A 17,272-nucleotide genomic window follows, 5' to 3' on the forward strand; every position below is an offset into this window, starting at 1 on the left:
CACTCATCCTTTAGCTGGCAATCAATACATTACGGCACATCATTAAATATTCACTGTCGGCTTTGGCTTTTTCGATGACTGACAAAGCTTCTTTCATTCTTTTGGCGTGACCGCTATTCTCAGGCAGTTGCTTTAAAAAGTCGGAAAAAGAGTCCATGGCATCCTGTGTGAAGCGGTAATGCTCCTCCGGGCTTGAAGGGATATTCTGACCGGAAACCTTAGTCGCAAACTCAAATTCAAGGCGCTCATAATTTCGGTTCATTTCCAGAGTCTTCCAAGTGTGACAAACAACATTTTTACCGGAGGTTCTGAAATTTGATTTTGATTTAGGATAGTCTGAGTGCACTAAAGCACTGTCGATCCGTGAAATGCCTGAAATACCGTTACCGAAAGAAACTGGTGCTGCCATGATAAAGTCCGCCTGATAATTTAATCCTTTCGTTCTATCGGCGTGTGTACAAAGTGATAAATGGATTTTTCTCATGTTAATTATTTTTTTGACGAAATACTGGTGAATCCGGTTTGTTTTCCGATAAACTGGTTTGTAACGAACGTTTATTGACACTCTCGACTTTACAAGGCATCTATTCATTAAGGGCTGTTGAATAAGCTGGAGCAGACATGAGCATGGAGGCACGCGTCTGATGGGCTTTATAAGAAATACCCTGATAATCCTGTCCCTTTTACTGGCGATTACCTTTCAGGCGCTGGCGAACTGGTCATCTGAAGAGCCACAAACCAGAAAACATTTAGTGCGTCCCAACGAGACTCTGGAAGTGATTGCCGGAAGCTACGGGTTTGAGGTGAATGAGCTTGCCCGCTATAACAAACTGGATACTACCCAGGCCTTACGGGTAGGACAGATTATCTATTTTCCATCCGACATCGTGTCGGAACAGCCTGACCGTCCTTCAGCTGAGCCGGGGAGAGCCCTGGACGCCAGAGTTTTTCCCGATTCCGCCGGGGACCCTGTTTCCTGGGGGAGACCATTGGATGCCAGGGCGTTTCCCAGGCCAGATGGCTCATCTGTTGATGCCGAAAGAGCACGACTAATGCCATATATAAATGATGGGCAACTGTCCGGGAAAGGGACGAGTTTTTCCCAGTATGGTAGTCAAACTCATTATGCAGCCACATCTGACTTTGATTATAACTTTGCCCAGAAAGACGACCGTCAACAGGCAAATCAAGCTTCAACCAACCCCTACATGATGCGACAACATACACCATCCGGAAATGGTATGGTTCTTTCTGCAGAGGATGCCATTCAGGATGCGATTGATGATTTTGAAGGTACCATTGGTGATGACGAATCACCTGCCCTGGCAGCGTTTGGTGCGCGCCCGTATGCGTATTTTGGCAATGGCGACAGTTTGAAGGAAGTATTGCAGAATTTTGCAGGTAGTTATTATATGCCATCCATCATAGCGGATACGGTGGTTGGAGAGGTTAATGGCAAGATTGGTCCTATGACCCCTGTTGATTTCCTGGATCACCTGGCCAATATCTATGGTTTTATCTGGTATTTTGATGGGCATACCCTGTTTGTTTATGATGGCAGCTCCTCCAGCCAGCAGATTATCAGCTTAAACTATTTACCAATAAAGCAGCTGAAGAAAACCCTGAAAAAGATTGGTATCTGGGACGGTCGCTTTTTCTGGAAGGAACAGCCGAAAGAGGGGCTTGTCTTTATTTCCGGGCCTCCCCGTTATATCGAGCTGGTGTCTCAGACAGCGCTGCTGCTTGATGCGAAAGAGGGGGAGCGTCAGAAGAGTAAGCTGACGGTTCGCACTTTTCCGCTCAAATATGCCTGGGCAACTGATAAGTCATTCAGCTTCAGAGGTCAGCAACTGACAGTCCCCGGCGTCGCCACGATTCTGACCAGAATTATTAAAGGTGGCGGTGTCGCCCAGGTGACCAAACAGGGATTGCCTAACCCATCGGTGACTCCGGCAGAGAGTGTCAGCAGATCCGGTGAACCCGGCATGAAAGATGGCTCTGAATCATCCGCAGGAGACCCGCTGAATGCCGGTGCAGAAGCCGATGAAGTCTATATCAATGCTGATCCGCGACTGAATGCGATCATTGTGCATGATCTTGAATCCAAGATGCCAATGTATGAAGAACTGGTGGCTTCTCTTGATAAACCGACATCGCAGATAGAGATCAGTGTTTCAATTATTGATATCAATACACAGGATCTGAAAGCTCTGGGAGTTGACTGGACTAATTCCGGTAGCTCAAGTGACACCGAGTTTACTTTTAAACCCTTTCCAAATGGTGCCCCGACGCCAAACTATACAACCATTGTCTCCAGCGCTCTTGGATCTTTTAATGCAAATTTACAGCTACTGGCTGATGAAGGGAGAGTCAAAATTGTTTCCAGGCCGTCTATCCTGACACTCGATAACATAGAAGCCATTCTCGATAACAGCAGTACTTTCTATGTTTCAGTGGCCAGCAATGAAGACTCTGAACTATTCCCGGTAACATCAGGTACAGTTGTTCAGGTTACCCCAAGAATTGTTCGTGAAGAGCAGGGCCGACGTATTCATATGAGCGTTAATATTCAGGATGGTACAGGAAGTCAGGGTACAGAAGACGTCGGCAATAAACTACCGGCAGTGACTAACAGCTCAATTAATACTCAGGCTATCATCAGTGAGCAGGAGAGCCTGTTAATTGGTGGCTTCTATAAAGAACAGGATGAAGCAAAGCTTACCAAAGTTCCGTTGCTGGGCGATATTCCGGTTCTTGGCCATTTGTTCCGTGCAGAGTCAAAGTCAAAGATTAAACAGGTACGTTTATTCCTGATAACACCACGCATCATAGGTTCAACACAAACCTGATATCGGTTAAAGGAGATCATTTTCGTAATGGCTGAGCAGTTAGCAGACAATGATCTTCTAGACCGTATTTTATACGTCTAAAAGAACTTGCCATGTATTCTGTCAAAACGCTTTATCAGTGTCGCCGGATTGTTGCCATCGGTGGTGGGCATGGCCTTGGTCGGGTCATGGCAAGCCTGGGATTTCTCGGTGGGCACCTGTCAGGCGTTGTTGCAACTACGGATGATGGCGGGTCAACGGGACGACTCAGGGATGGCAGTGGCTGTATTGCCTGGGGAGATCTCAGGAATTGCCTTAACCAGCTGTGTTCGGATACCCCAAACCTTGCTCGGATTCTCTTTGAGTACCGCTTTAAAAATAGCGGTGATATCAGTGGGCACAACCTCGGTAACCTGATTTTACTGGCAATGGATCAGATGTGTGTTCGCCCACTGGATGCCATAAACCTGATTCGCCAGATGTTACAGGTCGGTGCAGAGTTGATACCCATGTCAGAAGAGCCTGCCCGCCTTGGTGCTATTGTGGATGGTCAGGAAGTGGTCGGTGAAACGACCATTGATGCTTTGGAGAAGTGCCCGGAGAAGTTGATGATTCTGCCTGCGATTCAGCCGACGGATGAAGCAGTCGCCAGAATAAAAGAGTCAGATATGATTATTTTAGGGCCGGGTAGTTTCATGACCAGCATCTTACCGGCGATCTTGATGCCAGAGGTTGCCGAAAGTATTGGTAACAGCAAGGCCCTGAAAGTCTTTGTGGGTAACATTAATCAGGAAGTGTCGGCTGTCGGAAAAATGTCCATCAGCGATAAACTGTCATGGATGAGTGACATGACGGGCGTATATCCAGACGTGCTGCTGTGGCCTGCGGAGAATGAACCACCGGAAAACCTCCGATGCGATATACACACCATGCCATTGGCTGATACCCACCAGCCGGGCGTGCATAGCCGGGAGGCCTTAAGGCAAGGCCTGGATGAGATTGCCGGTGTTTTGTTTCAGCAGAGCTGATTAAGTAGTTAACCAAATGAAATCATATATTTCTGACTAAGTTGTCAGTCACTCTGCGGCGTTGCAACTCCGGTCACATAGCTACGGCTATGCTCCCTACGTTGCGCCTTGCATAGCAACTGCCCACTTAGCCAGAAATATACGATTCCATTTGGCCAACTACTTACCGCTCTACTGCCCCCTGCCGGTTACCATGACAAAAATGGTTTTGAACATGACGTAAATATCCATTTTCAGCCATTCCCATGGGCTGCTCAAAGCCAAGGCGTAGGCGTGGTCATAGGCAACTTTATTTCTCACATCATTCAATGTTTCATCATAACCCATGTTGACCTGGGCTAGACCGGTAATACCGGGAACAACATCAAACGTTCGTTCGCTATAAAATGGAATGTTCGTTTCCAGCTTATTGTACATCCCTGGTCGTTCAGGTCTTGGGCCAACAATGGCCATATCACCGACCAGCACATTCCAGAGTTGTGGCAATTCATCAAGACGGGTTTTTCTCAGGAAGTTACCCACTTTGGTAATTCTCGGGTCATTTTTTTGAGCCCAGACAGGGCCTGTTCCTGACTCGGCATCATTGCGCATGGTCCTGAATTTTTTCATCATAAATAAGCGAATATAGTTTTCCTTCTGATAGCCAATACGCATCTGCTGATAAATAATCGGTCCTGGGCTATCAAGGCGAATGGCCAGCGCGATAAAGGGAAACAGTGGCAGGGTGATTGCCAGCCCGGCCAGGGCGATAAGAATATCCATTAATCGTTTGCACATTGAGGCGAGAGGATGGACGTAGGTTGACTCTTTCATGGGTACACTCCTTAAGTACGTGTTTAAATCCTTATGTTTCAGTCGTTACTCTTTTCCATTGGCCTTTGGTTTGGCCTGAAAGATAGTTAATCAAACCGATAGCCATGGCCAGGTGCCCGGATACCAGGTAAAAAAGCACTCTCAATTTCTTATGATCTGGTTGTGATCGACGGAAAATATAAAAGACAGTGATACTGTAAATGCCCAGCTGAATGGCCAGAATAATCTGAAAAACAGGGTAGGATAGAGCTAGTAATGCTGAAGATGCCAGTACCATAAACAGGAACAGCGGCATGAATGGGCGCAGAAACTTACCGGAAAAAAAGTTGAAGGCGATCTTTCCAAACTTGGGATGTAATAAGCCAGCGTGACGAATGGCTTGTTGAATATTGCCGGCAGCAATTCGCTTTCTTCGCTGGAAATCCATCTCATTGCACGCCTGCTCCAGCTCCATGGCGATGATTCTCGGGTCATAAAGACATTGGTAGCCCTTCATGGTTATTTGTACCGGAAGGGTGAAATCATCATTGATCGTGTCTGCGGGGATCAGGTCAAACAGCTCACGGCGAAAGGCATAAAATGCACCATGCACCCCCAGGGTTGCACCCAGAGAGCTTTCTCTTGTTTTAATGCTTCGCTGGTACTGCCAGTAAGCCTGCTCACCAACACTGAGTGATTTTAAAAAGTGGTAGCTACCGCAAATGACCCCGGTGTTTTCATTGCTTAAGTGAGCCGCAACGATTAAAAGACTATCGTTTGATAACAGTGATGATACATCGGAGAGGGCAACCACGCTGCAACGGGAGAGGCTGATGGCTTCATTCAAAACAGCGACTTTTCCACTGTTTTCAGGCTTCTCTACTACGGATAAGTTCAGATGGTTGCATTCAGGCTCGGCCAGTGTCTCCTTTGCCAGCTGGGCTGTACCATCCGTACAGCCATCGCATACCAGAATCACTTTCAGTTTATAGTCCGGGTAATCAAGGGCAGCGAGGTTTCTGAGTTTTTCCTGAATAGTGCCTGCTTCATTATAGGCGGGCATGATCAGACTGATGCTTGGCAGCATGTGATCAAGAGGCGTGATGTGGTGGTGTCGTTGATAAAAGTTGGGCCGTGTGTTTTCCAGTCCCTGTGTCATCAATTTCAGAGCGATGGGATAACCAACATGGTGATATACAACGACCACGCCTGCCATGAAGAAGGTAATCAAGGCCAGCCACTCTATCATAGTGGCCTCCCGCAATACAGGTCATCGTATTGACTGATCATTCTCTCCAGGTTGCAATGGTTAACCACAAAGCTGCGTGCCGACGCCTGTTTTTCTTTATTGATGCCTGAACTGAGCTGTATTTTGAGGGCGTTTTCCAATGCCTGTGCACTTTCAGCCTTGATCAGGATACCGCTCTGTGGATCAACCGCTTCACGACAGCCACCCACATCGGTCAAGACAACCACTCTCTGGCAAGCCTGGGCTTCCAGCGGCGAGAGTGGCAGGCCTTCTTTTTTTGAGGCAAGACAGAAAATATCAATAGCGTGGTAAAAGCCGGGCATATCATCAATGACCCCCAGAAAGTGTACCCGTTGCTCCAGGTTAAGCCGCCTGGTTAGCTCTCTGAGTTCATGTTCAAGTTCGCCTCCCCCGGCAAGGGCGAGGTGTGCACTGTCGGGTAGTCTGGAAAAGGCATGAATCAAAAGGTCATGGCTTTTAACCTCGGTAAAGCGTGCCGCACAACCAATAATGGCGGCATCCTGGGGGAGATTCAGTCTATTTCTGGCTGCGGTTTGGTCTGCTGGCTGGAATTTATCGGTATCAATTCCATTAAGAACCACGGCTGGTGTAAAGAGCGGAATATGCTGTCGAATGCTGGCGGCAACCAGTTCTGCATCTGCGGCAACGGTCGGTTTAAGCAGGTGGAAGCAGGCCGCTACCAGCCAGCGTCGTTTTTGCTGGTTAAGATGCCAGGCATCGTGCTCAGTATGCACATGGCCACATCCGGCCAGTTTAGCGGCGATGCCACCATAGATAAGCGGGCCTACATGGTGGGTATGAACCACATCAATATTAAGTTGTCGTAAAAGTTGTGCGAGCCTGGTCACCGTCGTGAGACTCAATCCGGGAGGCTTGGCCAGAAAGTGAACCCTTTCCATGCCCTGAAGTCTTGGCCAATGTTCAACGGCTTCAGATTGCGTTCCTTCAAGACTGATAATATGAACATGTTCCGGGTTTCTGGCTTTTCGCTGTATGTCTAAAGCCATTGTCTCGATACCGCCCGGGGCAAGGTGCTGGACTATCTGTGCTATAACGAGAGGCGCTGTCATGATGATACCTCCCCCTCGTCGAACCAGTCTTTTTCCGGATCGTAAACCAGCGTTGGTGCTGTGGGCATTGATGGTATCCTGGCCAGAACAGGAACACCTGCAATGCGTTCAATACTGTCCTGAAGTCGTAAGGTGGTATCCGATATTTCTGAAATCGCCGCCAGACCAGTACCGATACCCAGACCGGCAAAGATACCTGCAACAATAAATAACGACGCCGGCAGCGCATTAGGACTGCTGGGAGTGAAGGGCTCGTCGATGATTTTAACCTGTTCTGATTCCTGATAAGAGCTCAGGTCTTCCGTCACTTTTGCCATGACATAACGGTTCAGAAAATCATCATAAAGTCTCTGTTTAATACCAAAATCACGTTGCAGTTCAACGAGAGTCCGCTCTACATCAGCAAACTGCTGCACTTTACTCTGGAGCTGGTCGGTTTGATCTTTAATATTTTTCACTTCGTTCTGCAGGCTGTTCACTTTGGCCTTGGCTTCCTGAACCGCCTGCAGCTGAGAGGCCAGTATGGTGGTTTGTCCTCCCTGGGTGTTATCCATTGAAACGGAGGGGGTTGATGACGCCAGGTTCCAGAGACGTTGAACATCTTCCGTTTTTAACTGACTGCTTTCTGCAATCATTCTCTGGCGTTCAGCCTGCAATCTATCGAGTTCTCTGACCAGGGTCTGAACTTTGCTGTGCCTCTCTGTATAACGTGAGCGAAGCATACTCAGAGTGGTGCGGGTGTTAATAATTCGTTCTTCAAGTTTACCGATAACGGGGTTGGTTTGAGCCAGGTTACCATTGAACTCTTCCATTGCCGCTTTGGCACCGACCAGTTCAGTCTCTTTTTCCATTAACAGCTGGCGGAGTTCGGCCAGTCTGGTTACGTTTGCTTTATGGAGTTCCGGAAGCTCCAATGCGAACCTTGCCTTGTAATCAGATAGTTCCAGCTCTGCCTCAGAAAGCTCCTTGTGTCGACGATCTACCTGATCCTTTAGAAACTGGGTTGAGGCAACTTGCCAGGATTTTTGTGGTGCCTGAACCAGAGTAAGGAAGTGTTCAGTCACTTTGGTCAGCAGTTCTTTAATATCGGTTTTGTTTTGACTTCGATAATAGATTTTGACCAGGTCACCGCCGAAGACGATGGACAGTGAACGTGATAGTTCATCAATGGCCTCATCTATTTGCTCTTCAGAAGATTTATAGTCGATAAACCCAACAGCTCTGGCAACACCCTTTAATACCTTGCGACTCTTAAGGAGTATTTTCAGTGCTAATTGCCGTTCTTCCAGGTTTGTGGATATGGTGAAGTCTTCCAGAATGGGATTTAACTCAGTGGTATTCTGAAGCAGTATGGTGGTGTGTGCTTCATAAAATTTGGGGGCCATGAAGCTGGCAAAAAAACCAATCACCGGCATGATCAAAATAGGCACACAAATAGTGTAACGGCGCCGCCAGGCTGCGCTGAGAAGTCGGAAGAGGTTTCTCAGGATTTCACTGGACACCCTTACCTCCGGAAATATCATTGCCCACCGCATGAATAGTGGCTGAATCAAGATCCAGTTCAGGTTGGTAAACCAGCTCTATTTTTTCGCTGTATTGCTCCAGTATATCTTTCAGACTCTGTAGCCTTGCCCAGGAGTCATTCAGTGTTTGGAAGGGTTGCCCGGCAGAAGAGGGAGCTACGGAAATAATGATGTTGAGATGCTGGCTTTCGGGTAATGAGTTAAAAAAGAGATCAATAACCTGTTTATGTTGATTATTAACCTCTAATTCCTTTTGAGTGAAATTAATAGACAACTGACGACGATACCTGTTTTTGGAAAAAGGTAATGCGTTTTCTTTTTCATTCATTCGCGCGATAACATCGGCAATCTGCTGTGTTGATCTTGTTTGCTCATTTTCCATCAGGGCCTGAACATTCAGTTGTGATTTGCATCCGTAAAGGAGTGACATGCTGAAAAACATCAGTACCGCAAGGATGCGGGATTCATATCGCTTAATCACGGTGACTTCCCTGTTATCAGCCTCATATTACTCTTCAGTCAACTGGCTCAGTGGCAAATTGTCATTGATTGACAGTTTTTTGTCCTTCAGTGAGTAGTTGATTTTCCTGATTGGTAATAGTGTTAGCTTTCATGACACTTTCTAATAATAAATACAAGCATTTATGCTTCATTATTATTAATTGTAGCTGCTGTTTTAACAGGGAATTAATTTAATGAGCAGTGTGTTTTTAACGTGATAAGTGGTTGATCAGTGCTTCCAACTGCGTGGCTCTGTGCTGCCATGATTCGGTTGAGACCCTGTTCTGCCTGCTGGCTTTCTCCTCCCGCAGATCATTGGCCCTCAAAATGACTCTGGAAAAGGGTTCTTTAGGTGACTGAATGGCCAGAAGATTCTCATACTCTCGAACCGCAGGAAAAGAAGTGGCAGCGATGGGAGTACCCGAGGCAAGATATTCTCTCAACTTCAGGGGATTACAGGCCGCTATCTGTTTGTTGTTGCGAAAGGGCAGCATGGCGACATTCCAGTGCTGAATATAGGAGGGCAGCTGATGATGGGGCCTGGCTCCCAGAAAGTGTACATTTGGCAGAGCCTGAAGAGATGAAACATCAGTTTTGATATCGCCAATAAAAACAAATTGCCAGCTGGGCAGGGCAATGGCGGATTGGGCCAGTATATCTGTCTCCAGCCAGGCAGAAATACTGCCATAGAAACCGGCAATAGGCCCGTTTTCCGGAAGATCATGGGGCCTGGCAGCCGGTGATGAAAATAGCGGGTAATCAACACCGTGCGGCAGAATAATGGTGTTGGGATGAGTAAACTTCCTGGCCAGTGTTTTGCTGACCACAAGAATCAGGTCAACCTTTTCAGCCAGCTCCTGTTCTAATGGTTTGACCATGGTATGATCAACGCCATCAAGGCCTTCAAAATCATCACCACAGTAGTAGATAGAAGCCCGTTCATTCAGGCTACCCACCATATCAACGGCAGTGGGCAGTGAGAGCCAGAGAATAACCTGATCAAATCCTTCCTGCTCTATTGCCCTGTTAATGTCTTTCAGTAAAAGTCGTTTGTTCAGTAGACGCACCCGTTTGAACCGGTGAAAAGGAAGAACTTTGGGATTGATAATAATGGGGGGTATTTGCTCTGAGGGTGTTTGTGCAGGTTCACCAGTACGCTTGAGCATGGCCAGCATCTTTTGCCAGACTCTTTTTATATCCCTTAACGAAAACTGCGGCGACCTCATGCCAATGGAGTTTACCCAGATGACCCGATGCCTTTTCATTAGATGGCTGATCAGGTGCTGGGTGCTGGAAGGCAAGCCTCCCCAGTCTTCGCCAAATACAATGAGATCAGCCATTGTCACGCTCCGATGGCAAGTTCAGTGATTTGATGACCCTGGCTGGGATCCCCCCGGCAAGAACACCGGGAGGCAAATCCCTGGTGACAACGCTGCCAGTGGCAACAATGGTTCCCGCTCCGATGGTTACGCCCCCCATAACTGTAACGCCAGCCGCCAGCCATACATCATCCTGAATAATAATACTGCCTACCTGATCATCCGTATCCGGTTTTCCCTGTGCCCTGGCGGCCGGGTCAACAGGATGCCCGGGATACCCAACCAGCCTGACTTTAACGGCCAACCGAACGTTATCGCCAATTTCAATCCGGTCACCGACAAAAATTTCATTTTGCCAACTGATACCGACATTGTTACCTATTTTCAGTTCCGGCTTTTTATTGCCTGAAGCTCTGCCACTGATGGTGGTGTGGCCGGACAGCCGACAATGGTCGCCCATGGTGATGGTTAATGGCCCCAGTAGCAGCGGCATGCCTGAGTAGAGATAGAGCTTCCCCGGGACATTGGCAAGTTGAGATTTGAACAGCGGTGTCCAGTAGAAAATACGAATCAGACTACTGAAAGCCCCGGTAATCATTTTATGCAATTGATACATTAAGCCGTGGGCAGGTCTGATTACTGGCATTTCAATGCTGCGAATGGATTTCAAAAAAGAGAATAGAGCCCTTCCTGCGACAGAGTCACTGTTTTTTATTCGGGCTTTCAGGCTGTTTAGCATGTGGCAAACCCTTGCCGTGTATGGTGTCCGCTAATCCATTAACTATAGACGCTTTTTCTGTCTCTGCGTTTTCTTCTTCGGCCGGATAGTGATTGTCCATAAAGTTGGCAATGGCAATACTGATCGATGTAATGATGTAGACTGGCCAGAGAAAGCCCTGACTCAGAAAAGATCCGGAAACACAGAAACCAACCAGTCCTGCATAGGTTCCTACGGCGATAGCGGTCATATGGGGATCGTACTCCGGTGACCCTTTATTTCTATCCAGGCGTGTCAGGGAGCTGCGTATCGACATGAAAATGGTGAAAATCATAAAGCCGAACAGGCCAAAACCAACAAAGCCGGATTCTGACATGACCTGAAACCAGGTGCTGTGGGTAACGTGGGCCTGACCCTCCGCCCGACTGTGGGTTGCGTAATCCCAGTAATTATCCAGGAAGAGAGATAGACCAACGCCGGTCATCGGGTTTCTGAGGGCCATGTTAAAAGCCGCTTCCCAGGCGTGGATACGGCCCATCGCTGATGCATCAACACCCTCCTCTGCGGCACCCCCGGATTTACGGTCGCTGATGCCAGCAGCGGCCACCAGAATCATCAGGCTAAAGCTGCCAATACTGATGAGCAGCAATTTTGATTTGATGATGCGAAGACCAAAGATACCAAACACGGCAACCGTCGCCAGTAAGCCGCCGCGACTTTGTGTCGCAATGATAGATGACACAAAGATGACAATACCAATCAGGCCAAGCAGCGTTCTGATCTTGCCGGTGCCTTTGGTGGTTGCCAGGGCCACGGCATAGCTCATGGGAAAGCTGAGAACCAGAGAGAGGTCGTTGGGGTCACCCAGACTGGTGCCCGGAATGGTGACACGGGTTTCCTCGACCATACCGATACCGTTGGCATTGTTATACAGTGTGACACCGCCCACAGCCAGACCAGAACAGATGATCAGAAAGTGCGCCAGCTTGAAGTGCCAGTGCTCGGTCATCAGCCACGAGATGGCCAATACCATGATACCGATTTTCATATAAACACTGGTGAAGCTGCCAAAAGCGGTGGGGGGATAGCTGGAAAATGCGATACCAATGACCACCCAGCCAAAAAAGCGGGCAAAAATGGTGTGTTCATGACGCCAGTAAACCTGAACTTTCTTGGTCAGGATAATGTGCCAGGCCAGCACAAAATAGGACCCCAGTGCGGTTAACAGCGGGATCTTGATGGGATCCAGCTGAGGAAAAACCTCATGGAGCCGGAAAAATGAGAACATGATAAAAATCAAACAGACCACAAAGGGTTTTTTCAGAATAAATATCAACCCCAGCGGGATCACTGCCAGAGGGAGCAGGGCTATAGGGTGTGGAAAGATCAGGCTTGGCAGTGCTGCAAGTGCACAGTAAACGGTGACGGTTACTGTTTGGTAGCGATTAACAAACAGCCGTTCAAGGTTGGGTAGCCGCATCTTTAAAACACCCTAGTGCCTTAAGTACTTGAGGGTGGTGAAGAGCGGGCGACGAAAGAGCAGCAGCTGAGTGGCTGAAAACAGGAGCACTCCAGCCAGAATCATCAGAAATAGTTGAGCTGCCTCATGTATCTGGCCGGTCAATTGATCCCGAAGCAGCAGTAAGCCCCCCAGCATAATCATGGCGCTGCAGAAGCTGGGTAGAAGAGCGCTCAGGAAAGACGATGATTTCAGCTCAAATGCTGGCAGCATAAGTTTCAGGTGAACAGCGAAACTGATCAGGTTAATGCTTAACCAGGCCCAACATGCTCCTTCAACACCATATTGGATACCAACGAAAAAAATGGGCAGGGTCAAAATAGTTAACAGTAAGGTATGGCTATTTTTTTTCGGTTCACCAATGGCGGTTATACCGGTAGCCATCATTTCCGACAGCATCCGGAATGGGCTGGTCAGGCAGAGAATTTGAAATGGCACAATCGCCGCAGCCCATTTATCGGAGAGGACCAGAGTGATTAATTCAGGCGATATGGCACACATACCGAGATACATGGGGAAAAGTACCAGACTGGCAAGCTGAACTGATTTATGCAGATATTGCCCGGCAACATTACGTTCATTCTGAAGCTTGGCAAATGATGAAAGCCCAAGGTGGTTGAGAAGTTCGCCGATCTTGTCGCTGGGAAGATTGGCCAGATTCCTGGCAACAGAGAACACCCCCAGATCGGCTTTGCTGAGCAGGCGGCCAATGCTGATGTTGCCAAAGACATTGACGAAATAACGCAACACATCATTAACGGTGGCGATGCCACTGAATCCTGCCATTTTGGCAAAACCCCTGAAACTCAATGCAGGCCGGACCCAGCAGGGGGCTATTAGGTTATAGCCAATGGTCAGAGCCAGACGCATAAACAGATGCCCCAGAATCAGTGACCATACGCCGCAACCGGAGGCAGCCATGGCGATGGTGACAAGGCTGGTCATCAGGGCGGTATAAAACTGGACTTTTTCCCGCTCTTTGAACAGCATCCTGCGGCTTGCCATGGCATAAGGGAGGGTATGAAAGATCATAATAAGGTGCTGGCAGGCGACTGCCCGGACCAGAACGGTCACTCTTGGTTCATCAAAGAAGCTGGCAATAACCGGGGCGATGGAAAAGAAAACGCTGAAAAAGACCAGACAGGAAACAATGTTAATCGTGCAAGCCTGCCGGAGCCGGTCTGTGGTGAGCTCTTCTGCCTGAATGATCGCTTTGCCGATACCAAAGTCTCCCATCAGTGCAAAGATACCGATAAAAGCCATGGTCATGGCCATAAGGCCATAATCATCAGGTGTCAGCAGGCGGATCAGAATCAGTGTATTGAGCCAGGTGAAAATCTGGGCCACAAGGCGCAGGATCGCGCCAACTTTCAATCCTTTGATAACATTCTGTCCAAGTTCCATTGAGTTTATCCAACCGTTTGAGAGCGATCCTGTTTCTTATTAGCCAGGCCATGGGCAGGGGACTCTTTGATGAGGTTATTGGGCCAATCGTACCCTTTTGCCTGCACGGCTTGCTGGTAGACATCAAGAATCTTTGGCAGGATTGCCTGACTTGAATAGTTATTGATCACTGTCGCAATACAGGCTTCTCTGATTTGCCACTTTACGGCCTCTGGCAGTGAGTCCCAGAACAGCAGTAAATTGCTCATTGCATTAAGGTCGCCAATCGGAGACGTCCAGCCATTGAAGCCCTGCACAATAAGGTCCGGAAGTCCGCCCAATGGAAAGCTGAGGACAGGCACACCATGAGCCATGGCTTCAAGCGCCACCAGGGGCAACCCTTCAAAGCGGGAGGTGATACACAACAGGCCAATATCGCGCCAATGGGCTTCCATGGATTGAACCTGTCCCATGAACATGACGTTATTGACCTGCTGCTTTTGCAGCATTTCTTCCATTGGGCCACTGCCATAGAGCCGGAAGGGGAGATGTGGCTGGTGCTTGGCCAGTTGCAGAAACAGGTCAGGACCTTTCTCGTGACTCAACCGGCCAACAAAGGCGATGGCTGTTCCCGAGGAGGGATAATGTTCCGGAACCTCCACAAAGTTATCAATCCGATGGGGAGCACTGATCCATCTTCTGGCAATCTCATCACTGACGGCAATATTTTCAGATATGGGGCTGCTCAGCTGATCAAGCAGTGAATATAGCCGGACCATACCTTCACCCGGATCACCATTATGAAAGGTGGAAACAACAGGCGTCCTTGTGACTACCGAAGCCAGGCGGCCAACAATACCGGCTTTGTACCCATGGGTGTGAAGTAACAGAGGCTGTGTGTTTTTGAGTGCTGAGATCAACCCGGGCAACTTGCCGCTGAGGTAGCGAAAACGGAGGGCCGAGTCTGTTAAGGCCTGTTCAAGAGGGTGTTCAGCCTGATATTGCTGGTAAAACCAGATTTCTGCAGGCCAGCCACTGTTTTTCAGCGCTTTGCCAAGTTGGTAAACATGGGTCTCGATACCACCTGCCTGTCGGGAGTCCAGGAGTATGACAATGGGATGATCAGTCATTATTGTCTCCCGGCGTTTCATAATCTCCGCCCTCTACCTGCGTATTACCCGACAAGGCACGCTGACTTGATATGAGGCTGATAAAGTCGTGGGCGGACAGTGGCTTTCCGTAGTAATAGCCTTGTCCTTCCTGACAGCCTTTGTTAGCCAGGTAGGTTTCCTGTTCAACAGTCTCTACACCCTCAGCCAGAACTTTCAGGCCGAAGCTCTTGCCAATCTGAACAATCGCTTCAACGATGCCACAGTTTTCGCGGTTATCAGGAAGATCTTCGACAAAGGATTTATCAATTTTGATTTTGTCGAAGGGAAACTGTTTAAGGTAACCCAGCGAGGAGTAACCTGTTCCAAAGTCATCAAGTGCCAGTGTTACCCCAATGTTTTTCATATTCTGGAGCTGGGCTTTCGATGCTTCCAGGTCATCAATAATGGAGGTTTCTGTCACCTCAAGCTCCAGGGTTTCAGGGGGAATCTGGTATTTATTCAGTAAAAAAGCGATTCGATCAGCAATATTCTGATCCTGCAGCTGAATGGCCGAGAGGTTGACGGCCAGACGCAGGTTTTGATGACCGTCAAGGTGCCACTTGTTTAACTGTTGGCAGGCATTCTCCAGAACCCAGTTACCAATAGGAATAATATCAAGACTGTGTTCTGCCATGGGAATGAACATATCCGGTGAGATCACCCCTTTCTCCGGGTGATTCCAGCGCAGCAAGGCCTCGGCACCCACCAGCTCGCCTTTTTGATAGTTAAACTGTGGCTGGAACGCCAGGCTGAGTTCGTGGTTTTCAAGGGCCTGGTGGAGGTCCATTTCCAACCGCTTGCGCTGGCGGATTTCGGTATCAATCGTGGCTACATAGAACTGGTAGCGGTTGTGGCTTCTGGACTTGGCCATGATCATGGCAAATTCAGCCTGCTGCAGGAGGGTGTCGACATCCTCACCATCATCAGGAAAGAGCGTTATTCCGACAGTAGCACTGATGGTCAGCTGCTCATTGTTAATCTCGAACGGTCTGTCAAGCTGCCTGATCAGAGACTGGGCCATCTCAGCAGCCTCGTAGGGCTGTTCGATCTTTGATTGGATAATGGCAAACTGATCTTCACCTAATCGACCAATATAGGCTTTATTGCCGATGCAGTTTCTAAGGCGATCCGAGACTTTTACCAGAATATGTTCGGCGGCATTGAAGTTGACTTGGGCATTGAGGGATTTAAAGTCATCCAGTCCGAGGCAGAGAATAGCGATGTTCTCATGCTTGTTAGTGGCCTTTTGGATAAAGGTATTGATCTGGTTCTGCAGGGTGCGGCGATTTGGTAGTCTGGTCAGGTAGTCATATTGGGACAGCCGCATGATACGGGCTTCTGCTTTTTGACGCAGACTTTGATGGTAGTTAATGGATGTTAACAGTTTATTGGCCGTTCTGACCCAGAGACCTAACTCATTATTTTCATTACCTTCAGGCACAGGCAGCTGCTGTTGTCCCGGTGCTTCAGGATCGATACTTGATAAATGGCGAATCAAACGATTCATGGGGCGAGTCAGCAACGTTGAGCAGATCAGGTACATCAACAGAGCCATTGCTATGGCCCTGATTATCCCGGCAAATACCACAACGACGGATCTTTGAATAAACGCCTTACCTTCGTAGGCCGTATCAATGGAGAGAATCAATTCCCCAAAGTGTTCTTTCCCTGATTCAAGTGGCTGACGGTAGGTACGGATGGAGTCAAAAATATAGTCAGAAAGGAGGCGGTACCGGGAAGCAAAAATGGGCCTCTCTACCTTGGCCAGATTTGCCGTATCATCCAGTCGTATTGCTGCCACCTGCACCGACTTCATTTCCAGCAGACCATTGAGCACTTCTTGTCCCATATCGGTATCCAGACGATCAACCGCCTTGCTGGCGGGATCATGAATCATTGCCAGCAATTCCCGGGCTTTTCGATCAATATCAGCGCTGGACAGGTGAGCATCCAGAAACACCTGCACAAGGCTTAGTAATATGCCTAATGTGCAGGCACAGAGAAGGACCGCTTTAAGCAGTTTGATGGATAAGTGTTCTGCAGAATGCACGCCCTTCTGGGTATCCATAAAAATAACTTTAATAATTAGCCATCGATTCAGAGTTATTTGGATACAGCTTCATGTCTGAATGCATTAAGGCGTGTTGTCTGGTTGGTATTTTTTACAGCC

14 protein-coding genes are annotated in these 17,272 nt (G+C 48.3%); 2 read left to right on the forward strand and 12 right to left on the reverse strand.

Translation table 11 applies throughout. From position 1 onward, the window contains the following. Positions 1 to 10 precede the first annotated feature (10 nt). Positions 11 to 484: a hypothetical protein gene (locus tag ACO6VE_RS08940; protein ID WP_422449493.1), complete on the reverse strand. Its 474-nt coding sequence runs from the start codon at positions 482 to 484 to the stop codon at positions 11 to 13. A 160-nt stretch (positions 485 to 644) separates the two neighbouring features. Between ACO6VE_RS08940 and sctC the strand changes: the two genes are divergently transcribed. Both sctC and yvcK read left to right on the forward strand, forming a co-directional pair. Then, positions 645 to 2,849, forward strand: coding sequence for a type III secretion system outer membrane ring subunit SctC (gene sctC / locus ACO6VE_RS08945; RefSeq protein WP_422460882.1), 2,205 nt, complete (start codon positions 645 to 647; stop codon positions 2,847 to 2,849). 92 nt (positions 2,850 to 2,941) lie between these two features. Beyond that, positions 2,942 to 3,856 (forward strand): uridine diphosphate-N-acetylglucosamine-binding protein YvcK, encoded by a 915-nt coding sequence (yvcK, locus tag ACO6VE_RS08950; RefSeq protein ID WP_422460884.1) that lies wholly within the window; start codon positions 2,942 to 2,944, stop codon positions 3,854 to 3,856. 171 nt (positions 3,857 to 4,027) lie between these two features. Here yvcK and ACO6VE_RS08955 read toward each other — a convergent pair whose 3' ends face one another. The 11 genes from ACO6VE_RS08955 to ACO6VE_RS09005 form a co-directional block, all read right to left on the reverse strand. Further along, positions 4,028 to 4,669 (reverse strand): sugar transferase, encoded by a 642-nt coding sequence (locus ACO6VE_RS08955; RefSeq protein WP_269673307.1) that lies wholly within the window; start codon positions 4,667 to 4,669, stop codon positions 4,028 to 4,030. A 31-nt stretch (positions 4,670 to 4,700) separates the two neighbouring features. After that, on the reverse strand, positions 4,701 to 5,897 hold the full coding sequence (locus ACO6VE_RS08960; protein WP_422449487.1) for a glycosyltransferase family 2 protein: 1,197 nt from the start codon (positions 5,895 to 5,897) through the stop codon (positions 4,701 to 4,703). Next, complete coding sequence (locus tag ACO6VE_RS08965) at positions 5,894 to 6,988, reverse strand: glycosyltransferase (protein WP_422460886.1); 1,095 nt, start codon at positions 6,986 to 6,988, stop codon at positions 5,894 to 5,896. Before ACO6VE_RS08965 ends, ACO6VE_RS08960 begins: the two co-directional genes overlap by 4 nt. Then, positions 6,985 to 8,490 (reverse strand): GumC family protein, encoded by a 1,506-nt coding sequence (locus tag ACO6VE_RS08970; protein WP_422449483.1) that lies wholly within the window; start codon positions 8,488 to 8,490, stop codon positions 6,985 to 6,987. The genes ACO6VE_RS08965 and ACO6VE_RS08970 overlap by 4 nt, the downstream gene beginning before the upstream one ends. Next, on the reverse strand, positions 8,480 to 8,992 hold the full coding sequence (locus ACO6VE_RS08975) for a hypothetical protein (protein WP_422460887.1): 513 nt from the start codon (positions 8,990 to 8,992) through the stop codon (positions 8,480 to 8,482). Before ACO6VE_RS08975 ends, ACO6VE_RS08970 begins: the two co-directional genes overlap by 11 nt. Before the next feature lie 229 nt (positions 8,993 to 9,221). Continuing rightward, on the reverse strand, positions 9,222 to 10,352 hold the full coding sequence (locus ACO6VE_RS08980) for a glycosyltransferase (RefSeq protein ID WP_422460889.1): 1,131 nt from the start codon (positions 10,350 to 10,352) through the stop codon (positions 9,222 to 9,224). After that, on the reverse strand, positions 10,345 to 11,070 hold the full coding sequence (locus tag ACO6VE_RS08985; protein ID WP_422460891.1) for an acyltransferase: 726 nt from the start codon (positions 11,068 to 11,070) through the stop codon (positions 10,345 to 10,347). The genes ACO6VE_RS08980 and ACO6VE_RS08985 overlap by 8 nt, the downstream gene beginning before the upstream one ends. Next, a complete protein-coding gene (locus ACO6VE_RS08990) occupies positions 11,033 to 12,529 on the reverse strand; it encodes an O-antigen ligase family protein (protein WP_422460893.1) in 1,497 nt (498 codons plus the stop codon). The genes ACO6VE_RS08985 and ACO6VE_RS08990 overlap by 38 nt, the downstream gene beginning before the upstream one ends. A gap of 12 nt (positions 12,530 to 12,541) precedes the next feature. Beyond that, positions 12,542 to 13,972 carry a lipopolysaccharide biosynthesis protein gene (locus tag ACO6VE_RS08995; RefSeq protein WP_422460895.1) on the reverse strand — a complete coding sequence of 477 codons (1,431 nt, stop codon included), beginning with the start codon at positions 13,970 to 13,972 and terminating at the stop codon, positions 12,542 to 12,544. 5 nt (positions 13,973 to 13,977) lie between these two features. Then, positions 13,978 to 15,081: a glycosyltransferase family 4 protein gene (locus ACO6VE_RS09000; protein WP_422460897.1), complete on the reverse strand. Its 1,104-nt coding sequence runs from the start codon at positions 15,079 to 15,081 to the stop codon at positions 13,978 to 13,980. Continuing rightward, the gene (locus ACO6VE_RS09005; protein ID WP_422449469.1) at positions 15,074 to 17,170 is read right to left on the reverse strand and encodes a putative bifunctional diguanylate cyclase/phosphodiesterase; all 2,097 of its coding nucleotides are present in this window, start codon (positions 17,168 to 17,170) and stop codon (positions 15,074 to 15,076) included. Before ACO6VE_RS09005 ends, ACO6VE_RS09000 begins: the two co-directional genes overlap by 8 nt. Positions 17,171 to 17,272 lie beyond the last annotated feature (102 nt).

Origin of the sequence: Endozoicomonas sp. ALB115 (genome assembly GCF_049310245.1) — a bacterium.
In the GTDB taxonomy this organism is placed as follows: Bacteria; Pseudomonadota; Gammaproteobacteria; order Pseudomonadales; family Endozoicomonadaceae; genus Endozoicomonas.